At 45.7% G+C, this 26,984-nt stretch carries 27 protein-coding genes; 7 read left to right on the forward strand and 20 right to left on the reverse strand.

Features of this window, described 5'->3' with window-relative positions:
• Positions 1-70: 70 nt before the first annotated feature.
• From istB (BLV33_RS08520) to BLV33_RS08550, 7 genes are all read right to left on the reverse strand, one after another.
• The gene (gene istB, locus BLV33_RS08520) at positions 71-814 is read right to left on the reverse strand and encodes an IS21-like element helper ATPase IstB (protein WP_090790096.1); all 744 of its coding nucleotides are present in this window, start codon (positions 812-814) and stop codon (positions 71-73) included.
• Positions 815-816: 2 nt separating this feature from the next.
• Positions 817-1,584: a Mu transposase domain-containing protein gene (locus tag BLV33_RS29915; RefSeq protein WP_253187004.1), complete on the reverse strand. Its 768-nt coding sequence runs from the start codon at positions 1,582-1,584 to the stop codon at positions 817-819.
• A gap of 13 nt (positions 1,585-1,597) precedes the next feature.
• Entirely contained in the window at positions 1,598-2,356 is a 759-nt protein-coding gene (gene istA, locus BLV33_RS29920; protein ID WP_253187005.1) for an IS21 family transposase, read from the reverse strand.
• 103 nt (positions 2,357-2,459) lie between these two features.
• Positions 2,460-3,659, reverse strand: a complete 1,200-nt coding sequence (locus tag BLV33_RS08530; protein ID WP_090790098.1) for a TniQ family protein — start codon at positions 3,657-3,659, stop codon at positions 2,460-2,462.
• A 41-nt stretch (positions 3,660-3,700) separates the two neighbouring features.
• Complete coding sequence (gene istB / locus BLV33_RS08535) at positions 3,701-4,468, reverse strand: IS21-like element helper ATPase IstB (RefSeq protein WP_171909061.1); 768 nt, start codon at positions 4,466-4,468, stop codon at positions 3,701-3,703.
• The gene (istA, locus tag BLV33_RS08540) at positions 4,461-5,996 is read right to left on the reverse strand and encodes an IS21 family transposase (RefSeq protein WP_090790101.1); all 1,536 of its coding nucleotides are present in this window, start codon (positions 5,994-5,996) and stop codon (positions 4,461-4,463) included. The genes istB (BLV33_RS08535) and istA (BLV33_RS08540) overlap by 8 nt, the downstream gene beginning before the upstream one ends.
• 390 nt (positions 5,997-6,386) lie before the next feature.
• Positions 6,387-6,710: a Mu transposase C-terminal domain-containing protein gene (locus BLV33_RS08550; protein ID WP_171909062.1), complete on the reverse strand. Its 324-nt coding sequence runs from the start codon at positions 6,708-6,710 to the stop codon at positions 6,387-6,389.
• A 149-nt stretch (positions 6,711-6,859) separates the two neighbouring features.
• Here BLV33_RS08550 and BLV33_RS08555 point away from each other — a divergent pair, with 149 nt between their 5' ends.
• Both BLV33_RS08555 and BLV33_RS08560 read left to right on the forward strand, forming a co-directional pair.
• Entirely contained in the window at positions 6,860-7,201 is a 342-nt protein-coding gene (locus BLV33_RS08555; RefSeq protein WP_090790106.1) for a helix-turn-helix domain-containing protein, read from the forward strand.
• A 329-nt stretch (positions 7,202-7,530) separates the two neighbouring features.
• Complete coding sequence (locus tag BLV33_RS08560; protein ID WP_090790108.1) at positions 7,531-7,863, forward strand: hypothetical protein; 333 nt, start codon at positions 7,531-7,533, stop codon at positions 7,861-7,863.
• 367 nt (positions 7,864-8,230) lie between these two features.
• Here the strand turns inward: BLV33_RS08560 and BLV33_RS08565 are convergent, their stop codons facing one another.
• Positions 8,231-8,692, reverse strand: a complete 462-nt coding sequence (locus BLV33_RS08565; RefSeq protein WP_090790110.1) for a Mov34/MPN/PAD-1 family protein — start codon at positions 8,690-8,692, stop codon at positions 8,231-8,233.
• 785 nt (positions 8,693-9,477) lie between these two features.
• Entirely contained in the window at positions 9,478-12,120 is a 2,643-nt protein-coding gene (locus BLV33_RS08575; protein ID WP_090790114.1) for an adenosylcobalamin-dependent ribonucleoside-diphosphate reductase, read from the reverse strand.
• A 436-nt stretch (positions 12,121-12,556) separates the two neighbouring features.
• Here BLV33_RS08575 and dat point away from each other — a divergent pair, with 436 nt between their 5' ends.
• Positions 12,557-13,390 (forward strand): D-amino-acid transaminase, encoded by an 834-nt coding sequence (gene dat, locus BLV33_RS08580; protein WP_090790116.1) that lies wholly within the window; start codon positions 12,557-12,559, stop codon positions 13,388-13,390.
• 102 nt (positions 13,391-13,492) lie between these two features.
• Here the strand turns inward: dat and BLV33_RS08585 are convergent, their stop codons facing one another.
• Positions 13,493-14,335, reverse strand: a complete 843-nt coding sequence (locus BLV33_RS08585; protein ID WP_090790117.1) for a lipoate--protein ligase family protein — start codon at positions 14,333-14,335, stop codon at positions 13,493-13,495.
• Between the two features lie 141 nt (positions 14,336-14,476).
• Between BLV33_RS08585 and BLV33_RS08590 the strand changes: the two genes are divergently transcribed.
• The 3 genes from BLV33_RS08590 (at position 14,477) to BLV33_RS08600 (ending at position 18,312) form a co-directional block, all read left to right on the forward strand.
• Entirely contained in the window at positions 14,477-16,255 is a 1,779-nt protein-coding gene (locus tag BLV33_RS08590) for a DEAD/DEAH box helicase (RefSeq protein WP_090790119.1), read from the forward strand.
• Positions 16,252-17,259: a YqhG family protein gene (locus tag BLV33_RS08595; protein WP_090790121.1), complete on the forward strand. Its 1,008-nt coding sequence runs from the start codon at positions 16,252-16,254 to the stop codon at positions 17,257-17,259. The genes BLV33_RS08590 and BLV33_RS08595 overlap by 4 nt, the downstream gene beginning before the upstream one ends.
• Positions 17,260-17,379: 120 nt before the next feature.
• Positions 17,380-18,312 (forward strand): hypothetical protein, encoded by a 933-nt coding sequence (locus BLV33_RS08600; protein WP_090790123.1) that lies wholly within the window; start codon positions 17,380-17,382, stop codon positions 18,310-18,312.
• Positions 18,313-18,358: 46 nt separating this feature from the next.
• Here BLV33_RS08600 and BLV33_RS08605 read toward each other — a convergent pair whose 3' ends face one another.
• From BLV33_RS08605 to BLV33_RS08625, 6 genes are all read right to left on the reverse strand, one after another.
• Positions 18,359-18,577 carry a YqzE family protein gene (locus BLV33_RS08605; RefSeq protein ID WP_171909063.1) on the reverse strand — a complete coding sequence of 73 codons (219 nt, stop codon included), beginning with the start codon at positions 18,575-18,577 and terminating at the stop codon, positions 18,359-18,361.
• A gap of 66 nt (positions 18,578-18,643) precedes the next feature.
• Entirely contained in the window at positions 18,644-18,925 is a 282-nt protein-coding gene (locus BLV33_RS08610; RefSeq protein WP_090790127.1) for a hypothetical protein, read from the reverse strand.
• Positions 18,926-19,004: 79 nt separating this feature from the next.
• Entirely contained in the window at positions 19,005-19,865 is an 861-nt protein-coding gene (locus BLV33_RS08615) for a DUF695 domain-containing protein (protein WP_090790129.1), read from the reverse strand.
• A gap of 17 nt (positions 19,866-19,882) precedes the next feature.
• A complete protein-coding gene (locus tag BLV33_RS29245; protein WP_171909064.1) occupies positions 19,883-20,047 on the reverse strand; it encodes a hypothetical protein in 165 nt (54 codons plus the stop codon).
• A 22-nt stretch (positions 20,048-20,069) separates the two neighbouring features.
• The gene (locus BLV33_RS08620; RefSeq protein WP_090790131.1) at positions 20,070-20,756 is read right to left on the reverse strand and encodes a YidC/Oxa1 family membrane protein insertase; all 687 of its coding nucleotides are present in this window, start codon (positions 20,754-20,756) and stop codon (positions 20,070-20,072) included.
• Between the two features lie 19 nt (positions 20,757-20,775).
• Positions 20,776-21,057, reverse strand: coding sequence for a hypothetical protein (locus BLV33_RS08625; RefSeq protein ID WP_090790133.1), 282 nt, complete (start codon positions 21,055-21,057; stop codon positions 20,776-20,778).
• 119 nt (positions 21,058-21,176) lie between these two features.
• On the opposite strand from BLV33_RS08625, the gene BLV33_RS08630 reads away from it, so the two are divergent.
• Entirely contained in the window at positions 21,177-21,374 is a 198-nt protein-coding gene (locus BLV33_RS08630; protein WP_090790135.1) for a CDGSH iron-sulfur domain-containing protein, read from the forward strand.
• Between the two features lie 54 nt (positions 21,375-21,428).
• Here the strand turns inward: BLV33_RS08630 and cysI are convergent, their stop codons facing one another.
• The 4 genes from cysI to BLV33_RS08645 form a co-directional block, all read right to left on the reverse strand.
• On the reverse strand, positions 21,429-23,144 hold the full coding sequence (gene cysI, locus BLV33_RS08635; RefSeq protein WP_090790137.1) for an assimilatory sulfite reductase (NADPH) hemoprotein subunit: 1,716 nt from the start codon (positions 23,142-23,144) through the stop codon (positions 21,429-21,431).
• 37 nt (positions 23,145-23,181) lie between these two features.
• Positions 23,182-25,008: an assimilatory sulfite reductase (NADPH) flavoprotein subunit gene (locus tag BLV33_RS08640; RefSeq protein WP_090790139.1), complete on the reverse strand. Its 1,827-nt coding sequence runs from the start codon at positions 25,006-25,008 to the stop codon at positions 23,182-23,184.
• Positions 25,009-25,244: 236 nt separating this feature from the next.
• A complete protein-coding gene (locus BLV33_RS29250; protein WP_171909065.1) occupies positions 25,245-25,418 on the reverse strand; it encodes a hypothetical protein in 174 nt (57 codons plus the stop codon).
• Positions 25,419-25,571: 153 nt separating this feature from the next.
• Positions 25,572-26,942 (reverse strand): PDZ domain-containing protein, encoded by a 1,371-nt coding sequence (locus tag BLV33_RS08645; RefSeq protein WP_139305709.1) that lies wholly within the window; start codon positions 26,940-26,942, stop codon positions 25,572-25,574.
• Positions 26,943-26,984 lie beyond the last annotated feature (42 nt).

Below are 26,984 nucleotides of genomic sequence, written 5' to 3' on the forward strand. Positions count from 1 at the left end.
TAAAATTGAGCCATGCGTCTGGTAGAGGGGAGCCACCGGTTTAGGTGGCTCCCCCGATTTTTTTAATAAGTTAGCTGATGATTCCCTTGCGTTTGCGCATAGAATCGATTCCATCAATCGTAATCGTGTAAGAATTATGGACAATTCGGTCCAATATAGCATCGGCTAATGTACTTTCTCCGATCTTTCCATGCCAGCCGGCGGGAGAGAACTGGGAGCAAAAGATGGTGGATCCTCTTTGATGTCGAGCTTCCACGATTTCAAGCAATTCTCTAGCTTCGCTCTCTTTCAGAGAAACAAGCAACCATTCATCCAAAATTAATAAGGGGACTTTTTTGTATTGCTTGATCACTTTCTGGTAGACCCCTTCGCCCCGTGCAACAGCCAACTCATTTAAGAGATCCGGCAAACGCATGTATTTAGCTGGGTAAAAGTTTCTGCAGGCGGCCATACCAAAAGCAGAAGCCAAATACGTTTTTCCCGCGCCAGAAGCACCCATGATAATGATGTTGTGTTTTTCCTGGATATATCCACCGGTTGCCAAGCGAAGGATCTGCGTTCGATCTAGTTTTCTATCCGCATGATACTCGACATTTTCGATGCAGGCATCACTCTGTTGAAGATCAGCACTTCGAATCAGTGCCGACAAACGGTTGTTCTTCCGTCTGGCCCATTCCATATCGACCAGGAGTCCAAACCGTTCTTCAAATGAAAGGGCATGAAAAGCTGTATCCCGTAGTTGGTTGCGATACGAATCAGCCATAGCTGCCAGATGCATTTCCTGTAGTTTACGCATGGTAGTTTCATCAAACATGACTATTCCCTCCCATAATAATCTGCGCCTCTGGTAAACCCATGAGAAGCAGAATTAGCGTCCGGCGATGGTGATTCTTGGATTTTCATCCGATCTTGACCTGTGGTTAGAATGGTTTTAATGCTTTGGAAATTAGGTCTGGGCGTATAGGACAATGCCTTTGTGCAAGCGGCTTCCAGACGAGCAACGCCATACTTGTCAGCCAGTTTAAGAAGCGCCATACAACTTCTGTACCCTTGTTGTTCGACCTTGTGGGAAGAAAGGATGGCTTGAACGGTGATGGTCGTATGGGAACCGACCGTTTGCGCCCAAGAGACAAATCGGTTGGCGTTCCACTGGATATATTTCTTATGGTTCTCCGGCATATGCGCTTCGACCGTACTGTACTGTCCAGGACGACCGTGAAGCCGCGGATGTGAACATATCCGATGATTGTTAAAGAATACTTCAATGATATTGCGGGTAAGACGAACATCGACTTTATGCTTGATATATTCGTATGGAGTAGAGTAGTGCATATTCTCCACAGATATATGATAATTAAATTGGACTGTGGCGATTTTCCAGATCGCCAACTCGTAGGGGGCAGCAGGCAAGATTAAAAGCAAGTGTTTTTCTTCGGCAAGAAAAACGCTGCGTCTGCTCCCTTCTTTCTTTTGAAAGGGTTTGTTATTTAAGGTATCCAGCTTTTCTCGAATGGCTTGATTCAATTCCACTAGACTGAAACATTGTTGTTTGCGTAAAGCAGCTATGATCCACGTTGAGACCACGCCGACGGATCCCTCAACATTCGGGATAATCCTTCGGTTTACGAACACGGGCCGGGATGACAGCCGTGCTGTAATGCTCCGCCATTTCATGGTACGTCTTGTTAATGACTGGCGAATACCAAGAGGCCTTTTCCACGCCCGTCTTGAGATTGTCCGGGATCAGCATACGTGTGGCTCCGCTGAAAAAGGAATACATATGAACATGTGCAGTGATCCAGCTTTCCTGATTTTGCGATGCAAAAGCCTCTACATAAGCGTACTGGCTGTAGGAAAGCACGCCTAGAAAAACATACACATCGATCATTTCACCGGAATCTCTATCGATGATCGATGCCGTTTGTCCCGCCCAGTCCACCTCCAACTGTTCTCCAGGTTTTCGCAAGATCCGCATCGTCGCTTTCGTCTTTTGCGTGTATTGCTGGTAGTGATGGCAGAACTGAGAATACATGAGTGGGATCTCATGGCTTGTCCGACAACCTTCACAATATTCGCTCCAAAGCAAACTAAGTGTCACGCCGCTTTTGGCCATCTCCTTGTGGATGTATTCGTAGTCGGGGTATTTCCTTGACGGGGGTGGAGCTGCCTCAGTAAAGAGGCGTTGGCGCATTTCTCCATCGGTCATTTCGTTTTCGGGCGACCACGCCAATCCGATTTCTTCTGCTCGTTGAATAATTTTAGAAATGGTGTTACGCGAGCAGACGCAACTGGCAGCGATGTTACGCTGACTAATCCCTTGGCTATGTAGCCGCAGAATTTCACGGTATGGGGTCATTTGAATGACCTCCTTATGAATGATTTACACTGCTGTGAGACAGTGCATTCGTTCATTCTACAAGGAAGATCGCTTTCTGGCTCTCATCTCCGGAAGGGTGGCTCTATATTACCGGAGAAGTGGCTCTCACTTTCCGGAACAATGGCTCATTTTGCTCCGGAGTATTCAGAAACACTACTTTAGGAGAATTTGCTACTCTAATTGGCGTTAAATAACCGGCGTCGACTATTTTTTGAACGGAATCTGAAATAACACCAATAATTAAACCGACTTCTTTCTTTGATATCAATGATTGCTTATTGCTCAAGTAGTCAGCAAGAGTTGTTTTTTCAACTAAATATCTTTGTTGGCCGTTTGTATATTTCGTTTCAATCTGCAACTCATTAAAATCATTTAACTCATGAAGTTTTTCATAGGCAATACCTGTAATTTGTCTTACTTCCTCCCTTCGAACTTTCCGTCTATCTGCTAGTAAACCTGGGTTCCTTTTAAACACTGAAAAATCTTTCCTTACGTTTCCTTCATCAATTTGTTCAAGAAAATAGTCGTTATATGCCTCCTGAATCCAAGTAAAAACCTGATCATCAAAAATGATTTCGAAGGCTTTAAGACGTCCATATCTCTGGCTTCCATTGTTGCGACGTAGGAAATCCTCCAGTACGATAAAAAAATGTTTTGGAAATTCTAGATACATCCAATAAACATTAGCTAGTGCATTTGCTAAATTGAATCCGCTTTTTTCACCCTTGGAACGATTATAAAAAAATGATAATTTTTCGCTCGTCATCGCGGTATAATCAATTCCACCAATAAGCAAGTAAAAACTTTTGTAAGCTAGTAGGAAAAACTGATCAAAATTACAATTTGCAATCACATAACTCTCTTTATCCCATATGCTATTAATTAATTGTTGCTGGGACTCCTTAAAAATAAAATTCTGATTCACAGCAGACTCTGTACTCTCGTAACTCAATGAACATATTTCACATCTTTGAGTTGTAAATGCTGCCATGTTAATTAAATGGCCGCACTGAGGACATTGATCTACCATCATTACGTTATGCTCAATACATAGATGAAAGGGAGTAATACACCAGACTGTACGATGATAATATTTCCCCCTTATGCACACGGGACAGTATTTCACTTTGTTTTTCATAATAATTTTTGGGTATAGAATAGATCCAAAGAAACCTTTTAAGTTATATCCATTATTTTCGCCAAAAGAATCAACGTCCTTAATTAGAACGTCTCCTGCGTATTCCGGCTGATCCGGACGGCGATTCCGGAAGTATCCGGACACTAAACCGGAAACATCCGGACACTTTGTCGAGTGATTTGATCTTACGATAATGCAGTATTGTTTTCAATAGATTTTATTGTTTTTTCGGCCATCACTTCCCGCATGGATTTCTTTGAATCCAACGATAAGACATATGAGTTGTGGATAATTCGGTCCATTATGGCGTCAGCTGTCGTTGGATCCGGGAATAATTCATACCATTTCGAGTGGGCCATCTGCCCTGCGATCAATGTGGATGCTTTGTTATACCGACTCTCCGTTATTTCCAGGATGTCACGACTTTCTTCCAATGTGTATCCCTTAAGGCCGATGTCATCCAGAATTAGTAGCTTCACACCTTGCAACTGCTTCATAAATGCTGTGTACCGGTGTTCGATTTTAGCCGCTTGGATTTCAAGAAGGAGTTCAGGGATTCTGTAGTATTTGACGGTATACCCTTTTCGGCAAGCGTTATTTCCGAACGCACATGCAAGGTAAGATTTGCCGCTTCCTGTTTTCCCGGTGATCACAATGTTCAGTTTCTGCTCCATAAAAGCACAAGTAGCCAAAGTCTGTATGGTCTTTTTATCGATGGTCCGATCGGTGGCATAATCGATATCCTCCAGGCATGCATTCAACCCTAGAGAAGCACTGTATAATTGCCTTTTAATTCTGGCGTTCTTTCTCGATAGCCATTCTTTTTCCACCATGAGGCCGAGTCGTTCTTCAAAGGAGAGTTCTCTCCAAGAGGCGTCAGATTCGTCCAGCATTTGAGCCATAACCTTGAGTTTCATATCTTTTAACTTTTCAATGGTGGGGTTATTAAGCACGGAAACCACCCCCTGTGTAAGCACTGCTTCCCCGTACATTGTCATGTTGGATGATTTTTTCATCGCTGATGGTTGTAACTCGTACCGTCAATTGTTTGAGGATCATACTGAAATATTTAAAAGAGCAGGTATTCTTATCCAGTGCATCCCGGCTGGCACGTTCCATAATTTCGGCAGAATAGCTTTTGCCGAACCGCATAATTCCCATACAAGCCCTATAGGTCTGCATGGGATATTCCCGGCTCTCCAACAATTGTTTGATCAGCTCACGTGTATGGGGTCCTGTTTTCTCTGCCCATGAAAGGAAACGCTCTGAGCTCCATCCGGATACCGCTTTGTGTTCCTCAGGCATATGTTCCGGTAGCGTTGTATACCTTTTTGATGCGTTATAATTTCTTGGGTAGGCAGCGATCCTTTCATTGCCGACATAGACTTCTACCACTCTGGTAGTCGCTCGTACGGAACAGGATTGGTTGACATAAGCGTAATGAACACTGTAAAAGAAACGGTCATATTCAATATGGTAATTGAACTGAATCTTGCCTTCTCGCCAGTCGGAATATTCGTACTTTGTGGCAGGCAGGGGCTGTAAGCAGGGTTTATCTATCTGTTCAAAGGCTGTCAATCGATTGCCTTGCATCTTCTGAAAGGGCCGAAGGATCAACTTTACTAATTCTTCCGACAGGGCTTGATTGATCTCATAGAGGCTGAAAAACTGCGTGTTTCTCAGGACAGCGATGATTCTTCTTGACACGATGCCTACCATATTCTCATCTGCCGCCTTATCCTTCGGTCTACCTGCCCTTGCAGGAACAAGGGTTGTTCTGTAATGTCGGGCCATTTCGTTGTAGCTCTTGTTTAGGACAGGGTCGACCAGATCGGATTTAATCACAGCCGTCTTGGTGTTGTCGGGAATCGTTACTTTCGGAACGCCACCGAAATATTCAAAGGTCCGCACATGTGCATCGATCCAATTTGGCGTTTTCTGGTCTCCATACGCATAAACAAAAGGATAAGCACTTGCCGGTAGAACGGCCACAAAGAGGTAGGCCTTCTTTATTTCTCCTGTGCCTGGCTCGACGTAGGACATAGTGTCTCCTGCCCAGTCGACCTCGACTTCCTCGCCAGCTTTGTGTTCTTTGTGCATGGAAATCTTATTGTGTTTTTTAAAGTTCCTGTAGCGTTCACAGAATTGGCTATACATGATCCCGGCGGGATTCTTTTTCTTGTACTCTTCCCATAGCAACATTAGCGTGACGTTTTTTTTCTTCATTTCGTTAAATACGTAATCCATATCTGGTTCGAGGGGGAGTGTCTTGCTTTCTACGGGGGGATACAAAGCGGACATCAGTTGCTTATCTGTAAGCTCGATTGGCCATGTAAGTCCTGCTTTTTCAGCCCGGGCTAACGTTTCGGAAACCGAGGACTTTCCGCAGTTGCAGGCTTGTCCTATTTCTCTCAGGGAAAGGCCAATCTCATGTTTTAATCTTAAAATCTCTCTTGCCTTTAACATTTCCATCCTCCTCATCGATTGGCCTCCTTAATCTGTCTGATTAAAGAGTACCTGTTATTTTCATAACTCGACAAGGTGTCCGGATCATTCCGGAATGAGCGTCCGGATGTTACCGGAACGCTGTCCGGATGTTACCGGAATGCTGTCCGGATGTTACCGGAATGCTGTCCGGATGTTGCCGGAATGGGTGTCCGGATGTCACCGGAATACGCACGTCTCCTAACTTCTTTATTGCATTTTGATTAAATTCATTATTTTGAGCTTCATAAAATGATAAGTTCAGATAATCGATAAGGTAAGAAAAACGGTAATTATTCATTTTTGATACACGGTAAAGAAAGCCTGATAAACTTTCATTACACTGGATAAAAGGGCGAATTAATAATTTCTGTGAATTATCATTCCTCATCTTTTCAAGAGCCTTTTCTTACGGTTCTTTAATTGTTCTTTTAATGAACGTATCATTGCTTGATAATTTTCAGCACTTTGATGATCTGCGGCTACATTATTTGAAATGCGGTATGCTATCGTTAAACTTCCATCTTTCAACAAAACCAGAATGTAATCATCATCGTAGTTATCAAAATAAATTGGAATTTTTCTAAATTCTTTTCCATACCACTGTTCACGAATTGCAATGCTGCATGAGTAAAAAAAACCTTTAAAAAGGATCCCTTTCTCATTTACCTCGGCTTGCTCAAGTGGAAATAGATCAATTAATTTTTCCACAGTAGTACACCTCCTATTAATCTATTATTTATATTATTACCAAGCACTAGATTCATCATACATATATATAGCATTTATAAATAAATACTATTTTTCTCCCGTGTTTATCTAGTTACTGGTTGACTACACTTCAATTAGAGGTGTAACTCATGTCTGAATCAACGTTGAAATTAGTTGGTAAGCGAATACGGGACTTGCGGAAAGAAAGAGGATTGTCACAGGAGCAACTAGGAGATTTAGCCAACTTAAACTACACATATATTGGGGGAGTCGAACGGTCGGAAACCAATATATCTGTCCTTAATCTTACAAAAATTGCCCAAGCCTTAAATGTTGGCGTTAATGAATTATTTACTTATACCAGGCTAAGTAACCAAACAAAAGGGAAGTCTCATGATATGGAACAAATAATAGACCTTCTCCTTTCGCTTAATCCAAGAGAAGTAAAAAAAGCGAAAAACATTTTAATGGAAGTTTTCGATAAGAAATAAACGGCGACCCATTAGGTCGCCGTTTATTTCTTATACGTTTAAAGAAGGTTCTTGTGTATCTTTCGATTTCCTTGATCTCTTTCTTTTTATCATCAGCTTTTCTTTGTATCTGTTCATCGCATATGTTTCATTACTGATATCCACTACGGTACTGGTATTGCCATTTTCGTTATTTGCGGCATCTCCGCAGCAAAAGACGATAAAGTTTATGCCACAAACCTTCTGGTAAAGGATCTCCACTACGTTAACCGGACTTGATAAGGCTGCTTTTGGAAAATGGATTTTAGGTTCTTCTTCATCAGGCGTTTTAGATACAGGTCGATATCGTCATGCTATTGAAAATCATCGTCCAGCGCAAAAAGAGATGTTCATTCAGTTCACAGAACGCGGCGTGGTCTGGCAAGACGGCACTCATCAAAAAGTCGATGCTGTTATTTTTGCTACCGGATATAAACCAAACTTTAGCTATTTACACCTGCTTGGTGGCGAACAAAGGAATAAGTCAAACTTTCCCAGGTCTCTTCTTTACAGGAATGTCATGGCAGCGTTCGTTTGCCTCAACTACCCTTTGGGGAGTCGGTGATGATGCAAATTTCGTGGTTAAAAATATTCGAAAATACATTCGATCTCCTTTTAAACAACGATTGGCTGTTATTCAATAACCAAACTAATCCCCAGTTTCAGCGACACATGCACTGTACAGATATCTAACTGTCAGGATAGCTCAAAAACTTGCGACAAAAAATAGAAACGGAAACTTTTTAACTGCCGTTTCTATTTTTATTCTCTTATAGCCGTTAAATCGGGATAACGAAGTTTCTAATTCCTGCGCTACTTCAACAAGACCTACTACCCCCCTTGACCTAGAGCAGCTACATCTTTTAATTTTTCGATGCCTAGAAAACAAGCGGCAGCCAGATGGCTGCCGCTAGTTATTTGTATTGTTGTTGCCATAGAATACGCATCCCGGGCAACGTAATGTAAACGTTGATGCACTAACTTAACTGTTACAACGGAGCTTTATTACCATCACTTCTTGCACAGTTGTGTCAGCTTCTTGCCTTTGCGCTGCGATGCTACATAAAGATCACGCATGCCAATGATTACAAGAAACAGAAAATCTATATCCATTTTCGTGTCGTTTAACATGCCCTTTATAAGTTTGCGATCAACTGATGACGGCGTGGGAGTCGCTTCGGGGTGGGTATGACATTCACCAAGATACCTGATTTCACCTTTCGACTCCTGCCAAGCCTCAGTTACAATTCGCTGTGCCTTTTGCACGCTTCTATCGAAAAAATAACGCCCTGATTTATCCTCGGATGTGGGGGTGCTTATTTGTTCGATGATTATTTTCTCATACTCATAAACACGACCTAACAAAATACCGCCAGCTTCATGTTGCCGAAGCTCAATCTGACGATAGGATTCGAATGTTTTTATGACTTCGGGTGTAAAAATGAGTGATTTATCGCCGAATTTGTATTCCATCACCTATTGCATTCCTCACAGCGCACAAAGTTGGTAAGCGGAAATCTCCGTACTGAATAGTTTTCCACCACAGCCCATCTGCCAGCTACTTTTCTACCTTTTTCTTTTTGTAGCGTTAAATTGCCGAGCCAGGTGAACAAGGTGTTTTCCTGCTCCTTCCCAGACCGAATGTCGTCTAAAAAAAACGTCAAGTCGGAGATAAATCGTTTGACTTCTACATATACCGTCAATTCATAGTACGGTCGAGGTTTATCATAGATCCAAATCGCGAAGTCGATAACGATGTCCAAACTTTCAGTACATTTATTTAACCATTTTCATCTTTAGAGAAAATTCTTGCAATCATTTTTCACACTCTCAGAAAAATGCGTAACCACATTCAATTAATCAGTCACGATTTAACTTCTTCCAAACTCTCGGAAATTGGCTGTTTTCCAAAAGTGGCGAACAAGCATTCTATCACCAAAATTTTTCAATCTTTCGGAATACACCCCAGTACCGACGAGGGTTTGCGGCACTAAAACTTCCAAACCTTATTTCCGTTTTTCCAAACCCAATGGAGCGTTACACTTTTCGAAGGGTTACAGGTGACTGCATAAATATGCAGTGCAGTGCATAGTCTTGATTCTTGAAATATAATTTACAGTTTATTTTGAAATATTTACAGACAATGCTGAAAAATCACAGTCGTGTATAAAGAATTGATTCTAATGAATTCTGCAACAACTCTAACGAATTATGGAATTTCACAAAAAAAAGCCACCCTCCCGGGTGGCCTTCATTGTTTAGCTACACTTGCTGAAACCGCAGTTCGCGCAGGTCTTGCAGCCTTCGCTGTTGACCAGGGACGCTGAGCCGCAGGATGGGCACAGGTCCTTCGAGTTCAAGCCGACCGGCTTGAACTGGCCGTGACCGCCGTAACCGCTGCTGGTTACAGCTCCAGCGGGTGTTTCAAGAATTTCGCTGGTCGCGGTAATGAAATCTTCCACATCGTCGCGGTCGTTCATCACTTCGTCGTGCTGCTCGAGTGCTTTGGCAACGGCGTCGGCAATGGACTCGACGCGGTTGTTGCCAAACCCGATGGCGCCGGAGCCGCCGATGCCCTTCAAGTGCTTGACCAGCAGGCGAACCTTGTCGCCGTGGTCGCCGTAGCGAAGGAACAGGGAGCACACGCGGCCGAGAGCTTCGGACATTGCGAAGACATCGGAACCGGCTTTGCCCACGTTCAGGAAGATCTCGCTCGGTGAGCCGTTCATATCGTTGATGGTGATGTAAGCCATACCGAAAGGTGTATTCACTTTGTAAGTCGCACCGCGCAGAATCTGTGGACGGCGTTTGTACTGCTTATCGAAGCCTTGCTCCGTCTTGGCATCAACATTTACAGAGAGATGATTCGAAAGGCTGGCAAAAGTATGCGCCTCGTCTTGCACATCAGCTTTAAATTCCACTTCAGGAGCAGCAACTGCTGCAGGAGCTTCGGCTTTCTTGTCTTCCTTCTTCTCAGTGCTCAGGACTTGCACGTCACGGCTGCCGTCACGGTAGATCGTAACGCCTTTGCAGCCTAGGTCAAACGCAAGCTCATACAATCTCTTGGTCTCTTCAACCGTAAAGTCCGCGGGACAGTTCGCTGTTTTGGAGATGGAGCTGTCTACCCAGGTTTGGATAGCTGCCTGAGCACGGATGTGGTCTTCAGCGCTAAGGGACATCGAGGTAACGAAATAATCCGGAAGCTCCTCGTCAGGATGCTGGTCCTTATACTCTTGTGCAATGGGCACATACTGCTTATCGAAGCCGAGACGGCTTTGGCGGAAATATTCAAAAGCAAAATACGGCTCAATTCCTGTGGATGTGCCAACCATGGTTCCAGTGCTTCCAGTAGGAGCTTGAGTAATGACGGTTACGTTGCGCATACCTTTCTTCTTGATAGCTGCGCCAACCTCAGGGAATACCATGGTCATTTTCTTCATGAATCCGCTTTGCAGGAATTTGTCCTCGATAAAATGCGTGAAAGAACCTTTTTCTTCGGCGATGTCAGCGGAGGCCAGATAAGCTTCTTTTGCCATAAAGCCATAGATCTTATCCAAAAACACCAGAGATTCCGGGCTGCCGTATCGGATCTTAAGTTTAATCATCAGTTCGGCAAGACCCATTGTTCCAAGTCCTACACGGCGCTCACCCTGTTGATTGATACGGTTCTCCTCGAAATGATAAGGTGTCTTATCAATAACGTTATCCAGGAAACGGGTGGAGTAACGAACGACTTTCCCAAGATCGTCCCAATCCACATCGTGTTTATCAACATCGTAGAATTTGGACAGGTTGACAGCAGAAAGGTTACATACGCCCCAAGCCGGAAGACCTTGCTCACCGCAAGGATTCGTACAAATGATCGGGTTGAAGTACCAGCTGTTGGACATTTGGTTATAGTATTCCATGAACACAACGCCCGGCTCGGCGGATTTCCAAGCACTTTCAATAATCATATGCCATACTTCACGGGCCTTAACCGTTTTGTAAGGCTTGACGGCTTTGCCCATCTGCTTCCAGGAATCCAGGTTGCCGTCCCATTTCTCGTTATATTCAGGGTCCGTCGTATCCGGGAATACAAGCTCCCATTCCAGATCTTCCTTGACCGCTTTCATAAAGCCGTTGCTTACGCATACGGACAAATTCGCGTTCGTAATTTGGCCCATCGTGGATTTCACGGTGATGAAATCAACCAGGTCCGGATGCCAATCGTTAATCATCAGCATCAATGCGCCGCGGCGGGAACCGCCTTGCTCAATCAGGCCAGTCGTGTAGCTGAACAGTCCGCCCCAGGATACAGCACCGCTGGATGATCCGTTAACGCCCTTCACGACAGACCGGCGAGGACGAAGCGAGGACAGGTTAATGCCTACACCGCCGCCGCGTGACATGATTTCGGTCATTTCGCTTAAGGTCGCCATGATGCCGCCGCGACTGTCATGAGGGGAGGGAATCACATAACAGTTGAACAGCGTCAATTCATCGCTCGCATCAGCGCCGGCCGCAATACGCCCACCGGGAACAAGCTTCCAATCCTCCAATATGTACTTGAATTTGTCGGTCCATTCTTTTTGCTTCTCAGGCGAGGCTTCAACAGAAGCCATAGCTTTGGCAAGACGATTCCAGAGCTGTTCGGGCGTTTTTTCTATATTAAGCGTAAGTTTCTCCACGGAAGATTCCACAACTTCTCCGCTGCGGGTTTTGACCGTTACCTTATTGCCTGTTCGGGTGATGATTTCGCCTACTTCTTTGGCCGGGAATTTAGGGTCGTCCTTGGTTAAAACGAGTACGGTATCGCCCACCTTCGCTTGACTGGTGTCTGCGTTTTTAAGAGCATACCGATCCAAAAATATTTTCTCGCTTAATCCATCCAATGTCCGTTTAATCTGTACAGTTTCCACCTATAACACCCTCCAGTAGGCTTTATAATATTCACAATATTGTGACGTTGATGCTCTTTTAAGTTTTGGTAAAGCACAATATATTGTGTGCGAGTTTCATTATACAACACTATATGTTGTGCATCTAATGAATGACAGACCGAATATGGCAAATAATACAAGCCTACGTCCAAATATCTTTTATTTTCTTCGATTTGCTATCTTTTTCAAAACGCGTAATCTGATGAATTCCGATAACAATCGACAAATATGTCCAAAGTCCCTGGTCGAAATAGTTCGAAATTTGTATATAAGCGAGCGTTCCTGAACAAAAGAAATTGCCCCCTTGGAGCCATCTTTTGACAGCATGTCCATATACCTGTTACGATAATTATAGTATACCACATTTTAGATTTATTTAGAACATATGTTTGTATGTAAAATGGAGGAAATCCCGATGATGTATTATAAAAACCAATTCCTGGACAAAAGCGAGGTTGGCATTTCCCCAGATGATCGCGGCTATTACTTTGGGGACGGTGTGTACGAGGTTTTTCGGATTTATAAGGGACAGGCGTATGAAAAAGAAGCACATTTTCAGCGATTAGTCCGAAGTGCCAAGGAAGTCAGTATTCCATTGCCTGATACGATCGAAAACATCGATAAAATTATAGGAAAATTGATCGAAATGGAGAAAATTTCCGATGGAACGCTATATTTGCAAATCACCAGAGGAGAGTCGCCGCGTTCGCATCCATTCCCCCCATCCGAAACAACACCCGTGATGATGGCTTACTGCACAGAGGTCCAAAGACCTATTGCTTCCATGCAAAAAGGCATCACTGCCATCACCATGGATGACATCCGCTGGCTCCGCTGCGACATCAAAACCTTGAATCTGCTGCCCAACATACTCGTTAAGCAAACGGCCATAGAACGAGGAATCGGCGAAGCTATTCTCCATCGAAATGGAACCGTAACAGAATGCAGCGCCTCTAATATCATGATGGTTAAAGCAGGTGTAGTTCTAACGCATCCAGCCAACAATCTGATCCTTCACGGCATCACCCGGGCGGTTGCTTTGAGGCTTGCTCGAGAACTTGGCATTGAAGCTAAAGAGGATGCATTTACGGTACAGCAGCTGATGGAAGCGGACGAAGCCTTTCTCACAGGCACAACCGTGGAGATAACACCCATCATTGAAATCGACGGCAAAAAAGTGGGCAGCGGCATCCTTGGACCGATCACTCAAAAGCTGCAGCAGGAATTTGAACGAACCATTTCTGTTTAAAAGGATATGAAACCAAACAAGCTTCAAGGCTCTGCGTGTTTTGCAGGCTTCGAAGCTTGTTTTAGTTGAATCGAGTGTATTCATTGATATTATGCACTTCATTCACCTGCGGAAATTCCAATTCTCCGCTGCGTACTTCTCCTGAACAAGCTGTCGAGTCAGCTCCTGCTCATAAGCAGTCAGCTCCCCATCCTCCAGTACGATTCCCAAACCTTTGGCAATTCCCCGCCGAAAAGCATCTTCCACCTCACGAAGGTGGATTGGCGGTTTATTTTGCGCACGAAGCAGATCGTTGATCGTAACCGCTTTTTTCGCGAAGCTCAGCTTCATTCGCTCCGCGACTTTTTCATTCGAAAATTTCAGCAGCCGAAACAGCTGGTCCGTATCCATATCCAGCAAAATGGAACCGTGCTGAAGCACTACATCCTTCTGCCGAACCTGTGCGCTGCCCGCAATTTTACGGCCCTCCACAACAAGCTCGTACCAGGACGGCGAATCGAAGCACGCCGATGAGCCCGCGACGGAAGCATACTTCTCCTTCTCTTCCTCCGAAGCCAACTGTACCATCTCCGCGTTCAGCCCCAAGCCCCGAAAACCCTGCAGCAGCCCTTCGCTCAGCACCCGATAAGCTTCCGTAACATTCCGCGGGATTCCCGGATACGTTTCGGAAACGATGATGCTGTAGGTTAGCTCGCGATCATGCAGCACCGCTCTTCCGCCGGTAGGCCTCCGCACGAAGCCAATACCTTCGCTTTCCACGGCTTCCATATCAACTTCCTGCGCTTTTTGGAAATAACCTATAGACAGCGTCGCCGGATTCCACCCATAGAAACGAACCGTCGGCGGCGACTTCTCCTCACTGTGAGCAGTCAGAATTGCTTCGTCAATTGCCATATTTTCAGCGGGAGAACGATCTCCCGTATGTAGAAAACGCCATGCTTTCATTGAAGGCTCCCCATCCTTTCAAGCTCTTGCATTTTGCGGTATCAAACCAGTTTAACATACCCTCCTCCACAACAAAAGTTATGAAAAAGGCCGATTAGGTTCATACTAGGAATCTATTCCTATCGATTAACAGGAGGCCTCATGCAGCAGAATCAACAGCAAGAATTCATTCGCCCGATTCATGATCAGCTTCATATGCATATAGATAGAGCCTGGCTGCCTTCCTTCGAGGATCGTGTACAAGGAGGCGGGCCCTGGGACGATTGGACGCTTTATCAACTGGCCTATGAGGCAGAAGAATCACGGTTGATTTCCAGCTTTGAGGAGCTGCAGTGCTTAAGCCGGCTGGAGCATCTCAAGCCGATGACGCATCAGATCGATACAGCCATGAAAGTGCTCAATGAAATGCGCGGACGTGCGATTTTGGCGGACGAGGTTGGTCTAGGCAAAACGATTGAAGCCGGCTTGGTCCTCAAGGAATATATGGTGCGAGGTCTGGTTCGCAAAACCCTTATTCTGGTGCCAGCTTCTTTAGTCTTACAATGGGTGCGGGAGCTCAATCAGAAGTTCGGCATTCAAGCGTCTGCCCAGAAAAAGGCGTACATGTGGAAAACCTGCGATGTGATCGTAGCGTCCATGGATACTGCCAAACGCGAGCCGCACCGCGAAATCGTGATGGGTCTCGAATACGACATGCTCATAGTGGACGAAGCTCACAAGCTCAAGAACAAGAAGACGACGAATTACCAATTCGTAAATGAGCTGCGCAAAAAGTACTGTCTCTTGCTTACCGCAACTCCCATTCAAAACGATCTCAAGGAGCTTTACAACCTGATTACTTTACTGAAGCCAGGGCAGCTCGGCGCCCAAACCAATTTTAAATCGAATTTTGTCGTGGGTAAAAGAACACCGAAAAACGAGGGCAAGCTTCAGCAGGAGCTGTCCAAGGTCATGATTCGCAATCGGCGCAGTGACGGGGCACTGGAATATACAAAGAGGGTTGTGAAAAACATTCCTCTCACTCTATCGCCGGAGGAGCAGGCGCTTTATGATGGCGTCACTCAATTCGTGCGCACCCGGTATGAAGAAAGCAAGGGCAATCTCACCAGCATACTTTCCATGATCACCCTGCAGCGGGAGGTTTGCAGCTCTCGCGACGCTGTTTTTCTGACATTGGTTAATTTATTCAAAAAGACGGCAGAGGATTCTCCAGTGAGACCGCGTATTTGGGAGCTGGTTGAGCTGATCCGCAGCATCAAGGCCAATACCAAGGCCGACAAGGCCATAGAGTTGGTTCAAAGCTTAGGAGAGAAGGTAATTATTTTTACAGAATATCGAGCCTCCCAGGAGTATCTGCTCTCGCATTTGAAGCTGCACAATATCAGTGCTGTTCCTTATCGCGGAGGGATGAATCGCGGCAAGAAGGACTGGATGATGGACCTTTTCCGCAATCGGGCCCAGGTGCTTGTTGCGACGGAAGCCGGCGGCGAAGGCATTAATCTGCAATTTTGCCACAACATGATTAACTTTGACCTGCCGTGGAATCCCATGCGAGTAGAGCAGAGAATCGGACGGATTCACCGCCTAGGTCAGACGCAGGATGTGAATATTTACAACCTGTCGACCCGAAATACGATTGAAGAGTACATCCTTTCCCTATTGCATGAAAAAATCAATATGTTCGAGAAAGTCATTGGCCAGCTGGATACGATACTCGAACGATTTGAGAAAAAGAAATCTCTTGAATCCTCGCTATTCCGATTGGTGATGGAATCCCGTTCTGAAGAAGAAATCCGCAGCAAGCTGGATGAATTCGGCAATGCCTTCACCGAGATCCAAACGGAGATGGAGGCATCCGACGACCCGCTGAGCTCAATCCTGAATGCAGTAGACGGGCAACGAGTTGAGGTAGGACCATGAATAAACGGCATATTCAGACCTTCGTAATGCGCTATCTGGAAGCGTTCGGCTGCAATATTATTGAGAAAACGCCGGAGTATGTCACGGTTAAGCTCTCGCCGGAAGCCGATAAGGAAATGACCGGCCGCTCTTATTATTGGAGCTTTGTTGAACGTACAGGAGCTCCTGCTGAAACAATGACCTATACCTTCATGTTTGAATCGGAGAGGATCAAAGAATTGCCTCAGCCCGCTACAATGCCAAGCAGCACTCCTCCAGGCGGAGAAAGCGCTCAGGCAGCTGCTGGAGCAGGAAACACTGCAGCAGCTGCCGTTGCACCAGCAAGCAGCAATGATAACAGCATCCTCGGGCGTTATTTTGGTTTTGTTCCGACGACGGTTATCGCGCGGGTGCCTCGTGATGAGGTTACGTTTGGCAGCCGCAGGCTGGAGCAGCTTTTTAACATCGTAGGCTCCAAAGGGAGATTTGTTCAGCTGTTTGAGGTGCCTTTTACCTTGCAGCCCTCGCCTTCTATGAGACGGGTCTATGAGACGTGGCTCAATATCAACTATAAATTAGAGCTGACCTGCGATATGAAGCGCAGCGAGATACATTCCATTGCGATTCAGCTGAACAACGGCGAAATACGCGAGAATTTTCATAAACAGCTTCTTACCAAAAATCTAACGCCCGGCCTTCCGGCCAATGCTTTTATCCTCCCCCATAGTCTTACCCTGCCGAAAGCTGTAAATGCGTTGGAGCTTGTCCTAGAGCGCACCGTCAGCAATTACGATCACAAATGGGCAGATCAAGCCAATGAAAGACACCAGGATGAGGTACTCCGCATTGATTCCTATTATCGAAGTTTGATTGAGGGAGCCGAATTGGAGCAGAGGGAGGAAATAGAAACTCAGTATTTGAACCGCAGAGCGGAAATCGATTGGCAGTACAAGCCCCGCGTCCTCGTTTCCGTCATCAATTGCGGATTGTTCCATCTGAACTCGGGAGATAGGGCAAGAAACTGACTTCATTCGTGAAAAGATAGCAAATTTACCGCTGCATGATCCAACATTCTTTGCATGCCATCAAGCTTAGAATGTAGGAATAGCATAGACAATTGAAAAAAATGGGCAGGTGACAAGAATTTGAACAAATGGATTATCCTATTGCTGTCGGCAAGCGTATTTCTCGGCGCTTATCGGACCTCTCCACATCAACCATTGATCATTACAGGACAAGCTGTACCTGCTGCCGTAGCTTTGAATAGCAGTGCTCCTGAGCCTCCTGTTAAGCCTTCTGATAAGCCTTCTGTTAAAGCTTCGGACAAGCCCGCTTCCATTTTGGATGATACCGTGAACCGGTGGAAGCTTGCTTTAGCGAAGGAGCATGGCTTTGAGAGCTGGGAGAAAGCCACCTGGAGCAGCTACACACTAGGACCCGGCAATCATGGGTGGGCCGTAATCCTGGTCAACGAAGGAAAAGAAATTGGATATATGATCATTCATGCCGCCGAAAATGGCGAGTTGCGCCTAACGGAATATGGTACTGGAAGCAGCCCTTTATTTAGCCTTACAACCCTGTATCGTTCGTTGATACAGCTTGGACTCATTCCTGAATCTACTAAAGCGGATCGCTTGTATTTAGGCCCACTGCAAGGTGTATGGACCCTTACAGCGGATCAAAAGACATATGTGCTCGATGCCAAGACGGGGGAGACTTTGCCTTTTGACAACCTGTCGGTGATGGACAACGTAACCATCCCTCTTCCTTCAAACACAACCTTTAGCGGGAAGCTGGAAGAAAAGCTGCTGCCTTCCTTTGACCCCTACGAACGACTGCCATGGGTACAGGGTAACCCGGTCGCTATTTCTGGACTGGATGAGCTGCGAATCACCCTGCAGAACAATCCAAAGCTAACTTATGTTTCAGAGCCTTATGCAGGAAAAGTAACTTATGCTCTTGCTGTGCTTGGTTATCGTAAATGGGAGAAGGATGATCCCTATCTGATTCTGGATCATGAAGGACCCTGCTATCTGCCGCTTCTTTCTGCATTATCTCGCGGCAAGCTTTATCCCTGATCGTCTATTTAAAATGAAAAAGAACAACCTCCGCTTGGCTGATGAATCAGCCTTGGGGAGGTGTTCTTTTGTTTTTTCGGAATTGCTGCGCTATCATTCCAATCGCCATAGGCAGCATGCCAAACCAGCGGGATTGCCAGCTTTCCATGTTAGTCTTGTCGATTTGCTTGGCATGCTTGCGCACTTCTTTAGGTGTGTGGACGTATGTGACGACCTGCTCCGCGAGAAACTTGAGCAGTTCTTCTCTTTCTTTTTTTTCAGCCAAAGTACCACCGCCTTCCATCCACAGTGTATCCCGTATTCAGCAGTGTCATACCTGATTATGGCTGGGTCATCCCACCCTGCCGCCGCTTTCTATAATAATTTTATCGGCAAAGGATTTTATGGTCCCGCATCCGATCAGCATCGGCTTGGATTCGCATTGCAGCAGCATGGTGCTGCTCCTTACATCCCAAGCGTATTTAAAGCCTACTTTAAATCCGGTAACCGTAAGCGTAAACTTCCCCGAGGGTGTATTGGGAATCGATGAACTGTGCTTTCTGCCCGCATTTTGCAATGCTTTAAATACGGCAGGTGTTACATTCCTATAAGTCCAAGTTGGACAAACTGCCATGATGTATCCCTCCTTCTACCTACATTTGTATGTGGTGGAAGGAGAGTGGGTTCCGGTTTCAATCGTGGAATAATTTCGGTTAAAGCCGAAATCCGATAGATAGAATAATTAAAATAACGAGAAATAAGATCAGGTACCAACGCTTTTTGAAAAATTTAATCAAAGCGAAACGCAGCTTGGCCGGAAGCTTAAGCTTTAAATTCGTCCCCCAGCCATCGTACACGCCTCCCGCTTTATCCGTCAGTGCGAACAGCTCCTTCGTCACCGCATTGATGGTGGGCAAGTCAAGCGCGTGCCTTTTGCTCAGCTGCAGAACATAGGGATACTTGGTTTTGGATGTATCCTTTTCCGCATTCACAACCTGGTACCCCAGCTCACGGGCTTTGCTTTTAACCTCATCCATTCCGATTTTACTTGCAAAATGCAGCCAATGCTCCACCACTCTGACCATCTCGGCTCGATCCCCATGCTGAATCAGCGCGTATGAGATTTTGGCATTGCGCATCCACTGCTCTTCCAGCGGCCTCGGATACATCACTTCCCGATAGAAGGACCAGTCGGCATCCTCCTTAACCGATGAATAATAGCGAAAAGACGGAAAGTCGACCATGATCTCACGAAGCTTCGGCTCCCAGTCCTCGGATTCATCCGCATAAAAATACAGCTCCATCTTGTTTTGCACAGAGATTCTGCCGACATAAACCGCGAGCTCAGCATCCTGCATCCGCCGCATCAGCCTATCCTCCAGGGAATAAAATAAATCCTGCGCGCCCTTGCTGGAATTACCGGCTGCATCCCATAAACTGTACATATTGAAAATGACAGCAATCAAACGAGAGAACCCTGCCACTGGCGCCGTTTCCTTGAGGCCTGTGTTCATGAATATCATCATGGGCTCAATGCCGTCATTGCGTTCAAATAAATTCCAATCCTCAGTCATTCGTTAAAATCTCCTTCTCATTTCCGCAGGTCCTTAGCATTAACTGACTCATTGCGAAGAGATTGCTCGAGATCAGCTATTGTTTTATTTAACAGTTCACCCTTGTTTTTGGAAAACAGGCTTCGCTTCTCTTTTAGCAGTACATTCAAGATCAATTGCTTTTGCTTATTCGTCAACAGCATTATAAACCCCTCCTGTTGATGGTTACTTAGGCCCTGCCATCTCAGGCATTCCCTCCAGAATCAACCTTTTTCCGAATGAAGTCCGGTAAAATCCCCGTTCCATCAAAGCAAAAAGTGAACTAGTTGCCGAATACAGACAGACGGCTACAGGTGACCACCACATCACCGCTCCAAATATACCTACCATCAACAGCGGCAAGCCTGCTCTTTGAAGTAATGAACCGGCAATTGCCATCTCTGAGGTTAGCGGGATGAGCATACTGATAAAAGTAATCACTGCGCCGGAAATCGGTACGATATGCATCGGATCAAGCTGGCCTAACGAGGCTACCCATGGGATGATTTCTGAAGTCATGGTGGAGCCATGTGAAATGAATAATTGATACAAGCTTAAGAAAATCGGCGCTTGAATAAGGCTGACCACAATGGTGGAGAGCGGTTTAATGCCATAGCGATTATATAGCTTCATCATTTCTTCACTGAGCTTTGACGTATCCGATGCATACTTTTTACGCAATTGGGCTAACTGCGGCTGAATGCGAGCCTGCCTGACTTGCTGCTTGGCCATTCTCAAATTTAACAAGAATAATGAAGCTCGAATGAGTAACGTTAACAATATGACCGCTATGCCCCAATCATGTGTAAACCCCTGTAGAGCGGATAACAGCATATTCAAAATATGAATCACGGGTTGAAGTAATGTCGACATCTCTCTATTCCTCCTTATATCATGAAAAATTATGATTACTCATGATAAAAAGAGAGTCTTCTTCTCCACTCGGCAGACTTCGTCCGCTTCTACTTCCAGGTACTTTCCTGCGGATCCAGTGCAGCCTATCCAATCCGCTAGAAAGTTTCTGTCCGACTTTCTTTACGAGGCTGCTTCCATTAATAAAATCAGGCTCAGCGTGCTGCAGCTGGAGAGGACAGGCATAGAAAAAATAACCGGCCAGCAAACCAGTTAGACCGAGCAATAAAATAATGAAGGAAACATCTGCGGTTATCTCCATGCCTTCCCCTCCTTTTTTCAGCAAACCTGTATGATCAGTTTCTACGCAAAGCAAACAAAAAAGGTTTCATGTTTCATCCATCTCTATGATATCTTTACTATAGATAAGGAGGTGAAAAAATGGCAGAAACCAAAATTACAGCTAACGATAACGGTCCATTAGTTATTAATGGTGAAATTGAACTTATTGATGGTGCAGGAAACCGAATCGAAACCAAACAAGCTACATACTTGTGCCGATGCGGTCAATCTAGCAATAAACCATTTTGTAACGGCGCTCATAGAACAGCAAACTTTGAAAGTGCAGTTCGTGCATAATAACGCCACATGCAAAACAGAGGCAGCCTCAGCTGCCCCTGTTTTTAATAATGACTAGTTATGAAAGTCCAGTCCTGAATGAACCTCTTTGACATAACCCGTACGGATTACAAAATCCCCGAAGTGTTCACCTTCCTGCCGTTCCTGCGCATACCGATGAATAATCGGTTTAAGTGAGTCCAAGATCTCTTTTTCGTCGATATTTTCCCGGTAAAGCTTGTTCAGCCGATCTCCGGCAAAGCCGGCACCCATATACAGATTATATCGGCCAGGAGCCTTGCCGATAAATGCGATTTCACCCAGGGCAGGACGTGCGCAGCCGTTAGGGCAGCCGGTCATACGAATAACAATCTCCTCTTCTCGCAAGCCTGCATCCTCAAGGATCAACTCGAGCTTTTCCAATAGTGAGGGGAGGTAGCGTTCCGATTCAGCCATAGCCAGCCCACAAGTAGGGAGGGCCACACAGGCCATGGAATTTCTCCGCAGCGCTGATTGCTGTATCCCATCCTTGAGTCTATAGGCCTTGACCATTTCCTCAATTTTACGCTTCTTCTGGCTGCTTACGTTGCCGATGATCAGGTTTTGGTTGGCAGTGAGCCGGAAATCACCGGTATGCATTTTGGCAATTTCCCGCAAGCCTGTCTTTAAAGGATACCCCTCCTGATCGGCAACCCGACCGTTCTGGATAAACAGGGTCAAATGCCATTTGCCGTTGCTCCCTTTCACCCAGCCATAGCGATCACCGTTATTTTGAAATTGGAAGGGACGGGCTTCCTCAAGATTCCAACCTAATCTTTTGGTGAGTTCGTTAATGAACCACTCTATTCCGCGATCATCGATGGTGTACTTGAATCTAGCGTGCTTGCGCACAGAGCGATCTCCGTAATCCCTTTGAATCATCACTGTTTTTTCCGCCACGTCAATGATCTGTTCAGGTGAGCAGAACCCGATCACGCGAGCCAGTTGAGGATATGTCTTCGGGTCACCGTAACTCATCCCCATACCCCCACCGACAGATACGTTGAATCCTTGAAGCTGTCCATTTTCATAAATGGCGATGAAACCCAGATCCTGAGAATAAACGTCTACATCGTTAGAAGGAGGCACGGCTACACCGATCTTGAATTTGCGCGGAAGATACACAGGCCCATATATGGGTTCTTCCCCGCCCTCTTGACTATCGATCACTTTCTCACCGTCAAGCCAGATCTCATGATAGGCATTGGTCCGTGGAGAAAGATGGTCGCTAAGGCGCTGAGACCACTCGTAAACTTCAGAATGAACCTCAGACTGGTAAGGGTTGGGATTACACATGACATTCCGATTCACATCTCCGCAAGCGGCTAGTGTAGTGAGCAATGTATCATTAATGGTCTTGATGGTACTCTTCAATTTCCACTTTATGACTCCATGCAGCTGAAAGGACTGCCTTGTTGTCAGCCGTATCGAACCATTCGCGTATTGATCGGCAATACGGTCCATCATCAACCACTGTTCGGGTGTAACGATACCTCCAGGCGCCCGAACTCGCAGCATGAACTGGTAAGCTGGTTCCAGCTTCTGCTTATGGCGTTCATTACGCAGATCCCGGTCATCCTGCATATAGCTTCCATGAAACTTCATTAATCGATTATCGTCCTCAGGTATGGACCCGCTAATTAAATCTTCAAGTGTACTTGTAAGGCTTCCCCTCAGGTAATTGCTCGAGCGCTTAATATGCTCGACTTCACTGTGCGGAGCCTTGGACGGAGCAAATGGATCATGACTCATTTTGCAGTCTCCTCGCTTTCGTTCTTTGATCTATTTTTCAATACACATCACGCTGGTAGCGCTTCTGCTGCTGCAATTCAGTCAAGTAGGCTGAGGCCTCCTCGGGACTCATGCTGCCTTCACGCTCGAGGATCGTGAGTAAAGTATTATGGACATCATGAGCCATATTCTTCTCATCGCCGCAGACATATACGCATGCCCCTTCCTCTAACCATTGGAAAACATCACGGCTCTTTTCCATCATGCGATGCTGGACGTAAATTTTCTTGTCGGTATCACGGGAAAAGGCGACATCCATGCGCGTCAGCAAGCCTTCCTTGAGCCAACGCTGCCAGTCAATCTGGTAAAGAAAGTCCGTGCTGAAGTGCTGATCTCCGTAGAACAACCACGTTTTTCCCCCTGCACCGACTTCCTCCCGTTCAGCCAGGAATGACCGAAATGGAGCTACACCCGTGCCTGGTCCGATCATTATGATTGGCGTATCCGCATTGGCAGGCAGCTTGAAGTTAGGATTGTCATGTACGTAAACCGGCAAGCTGGCACCCGGCTGCAGCCGTTCTGCACATTGTATGGAGCAGACACCGTACCGATCGCGTCCGTGCGCTTCGTAACGAACGGTTCGAATGGTCAGGTGCACCTCATCCGGGTTGGCTTTGGAGCTGCTGGCTATCGAGTACAGCCGGGCCGGCATTTTTCGAAGGATGGATACGAATTCTCGTGCAGGTGTCCCCTTAAGGGAGAAATCCTGTACTAGGTCCAAAAGATCCCGGTTGATCAGATAAGCCCGGAGTTCTTCCTCATGTCCTGGTGTAACAAGCTCTTGCAGACCCTTGTTGGACGAAAGCTGTGCAGCTTGCTCCAGTAATGGCTTTGTCAGCACAGTGATCTCATAGCTGCGGAGTAATGCCTCTCTTAAAGGCAATTCATCACCCTTCTTACTCGCAGGAACGATGTCTTCAGGCTTCCAGCCCATCTCTTCGATCAGAGTGTCAACCAAGTCTGGATGATTTTCCGGGTAGATTCCCAAGCAATCTCCGGGTTCATATTGTAGATTGGATCCCTCAAGGGACAGCTCCAAATGGCGGGTTTCGAGCTTAGATCCACGCCCGTTGAGATTCAAATTCTCAAGGAGCTCAGCAGCAAAAGGACTCGTCCTTGAATATGCTTGTTGATCCGTATTTAGCGCTTTTTCAACTGCCTCATTGGTTTCAACGGGGATAACCGAGACCCCAGTCTTCTCATTTAAGGAGCCTAAAACATGCTTAATCCACTCTGCCGCGGGTTCGTCAAAATCCAAATCGCAATCCACTCGCGGGGAAAGCCGCTTGCCGCCTAATTCCTCCAGACGACGGTCGAAGTCTTTGCCGGTTTGGCAGTAAAACTCGTAGGAGCTGTCTCCCAAGGCGAGCACGGAATACTGCAGGTCATCCAATTGAGGCGCTCTTTTGCTGTTAAGGAATTCATAGAAGGGCAATGCATTGTCCGGTGGATCCCCTTCTCCATGGGTGCTCACAAGAATCAATAAATTGCGTATTTTCTTTAAGTTATTAGACTTGAACTCAATCATTGAGGACAGAGATACTTGAAAGCCTCGCTCTTCCAACTGTTTAGTTAGGCCTTTAGCCAACCTTTGGCAGTTACCGGTCTGGGATCCGAAAAGCACGGTTACTTCCTGGGAAACCGGGCTGGCTGCCGGGACAGGTTGGACGCTAGTGTTAACTATCACAGGGGATGCCGTTTTAGGGAGAGCGGCAAGATAACCGCTAAGCCATATCAATTGTGTCTCCGTTAGTGAAGGAAGGAGGCGATTGAGGAGTTCTGCCTGATCTTGATTAAAAGGACTGTTTGTTACTTGAAGTTCCAACGATATCCACCTCTCAAATAGGTTAAAGCCTGATTCAAAGTATCTTTATAGGAATTACTTATTTTTAGCTCTTTTTGAACCTATCATACTAGCTCAAAATGGTCAACGATAATGGAAATAACTGTCGAAAAATTTGCAAAAAAAATAGCCGGAGTCCTTATCCAGCTTGGGTTTTACAGCATTATCATTTAATTTGATAAATTCAATTTTATATGCTTATAATTGGTACGATCACTTCAATTCCATCCTTTAGCGATAACCGTTTTCTTTTTGTTTTTAAAAATCCTGTCTAACAAACCCATTTTCTGTTTGCGTTTGAGAGTGAGTTTAACACCGTCGATCAGTAGTCTGGATCTAAGTTCATCGCGACGATTTAGCGTATGTAACCTTTTTATGAATTGCTCGTCCATGTGACCATCCTCCCAAGTGTCAGATTAAATAGGCAAGTTGGATCTCTGACATATCTACATTATAAGATCACTTAGGAAAAATGTTTGTCATACTATGTGGCGAGTACAACACTTATTATGTCGACAATTAGGTTTTTAGCAGGAATAAAGCTTTTACCTGGTTTTGGGGTGTGCCCACAGCCAATTCAAAATATCATCCAGCGTATGAACAGGCACTATTTGCAGGTCGGGAGCTCCTCTTTTCGCATCTGCCTCATTTTCGAAAGGAACGAAGAATACATCCACACCTGCCCTGTTAACGGTATAGGCTTTCTGCTCCACTCCCCCGACCGGACCGATTGAACCATCTTGTCCTATGGTTCCTGTGCCTGCAACACGATTTCCATTTGTTACACCGTATGGTGTGAGCTGATCAATCAGAACGAGCGCAAGCATCGCTCCATGCGACGGACCTCCTTCATGAACTAAATAGTTATGATAGGTCACCGTACCAGGAATGTCGTACTGTAATTCATCGCTTACTTGGATCCCAAAGGCAGCCCGTTTTGGATCGTCCGGGTTTGCACGAGTCTCAATCGTGAACGGTATTCGTTTACCGCCGCGAAGGACTAAAACCTTCACTTGTTGACCAGGTGAGACCTTTGACATGCGCTCCGTCAAATCTTGTACCTTTGAAACCTTCATGCTATTTATTTCCTCAATTATATCGCCACCTTGCATAATGCCTTCAGCAGGACTGCTTTTGATGACTGCCGTGATGAGGACACCATGTGAAGTGATACCTTTGCCATTTCCAAGCTTTTGAAAAGCAATCGCACTTCCCGCGGCGTTCGCATCCTCCTTCATACTCCGTGAAAGCTGATCGTAAGCTCCTAAAGACATTCCAAGCTTCTCAATGTGTTGGAACGTATAGTGGGGAAATAGCTTTGCGTAAATCCAATCTACCGGGAAAGCGGGCCGCTCAAAAACGAGAAGGCCAGAGATTTCTCCATGCACATTCCCGCCCTTAGCCTGTGCGTAACGGTTCATGTTCATAGTCAAACCCGGGTATGTCACCATATAAGAGGTTGGCCAGAACAAAAAAGACAATACACAAATCGTCAAAATAAAAACAGATACACTCTGGACCGGAAACTTGCGCCGATTACGTTCATTGAAGAACAGATCGACAAATACTAGCAGCCATGCTACTCCTAAAGCTCCCACCGAGTATACAAGCTGCTTGGGAACAGTCAGAATCGCAATGGCAGCCACTGCTCCGGCAATGAACACAGCCCAGCTTCGGAATTGAACCCACCGGATATGACTGGCGGCAGGTCTCGCAGCAATAATATTTAGTAAAGCCACTATCATCCAGATCAGGGGAATTAGAACGAACGCATAAATAAACTGATCTAGGACGTCAATCCAGTAAAAATTTGTTCCGAATCGTAAAGGATCAGGCAGCCATATTAATTCGCCTGTTACAAGCAGCACCATAGCCAAAGCCATGCCAAAGAAGTATGCTTTCTGCCAATGTCCCAATGTAATCAACAACCCTTTCAAAACCCTAAATTTTCACATGTG

This window comes from Paenibacillus sp. GP183, assembly GCF_900104695.1.
Classification (GTDB): Bacteria; Bacillota; Bacilli; order Paenibacillales; family NBRC-103111; genus Paenibacillus_AI.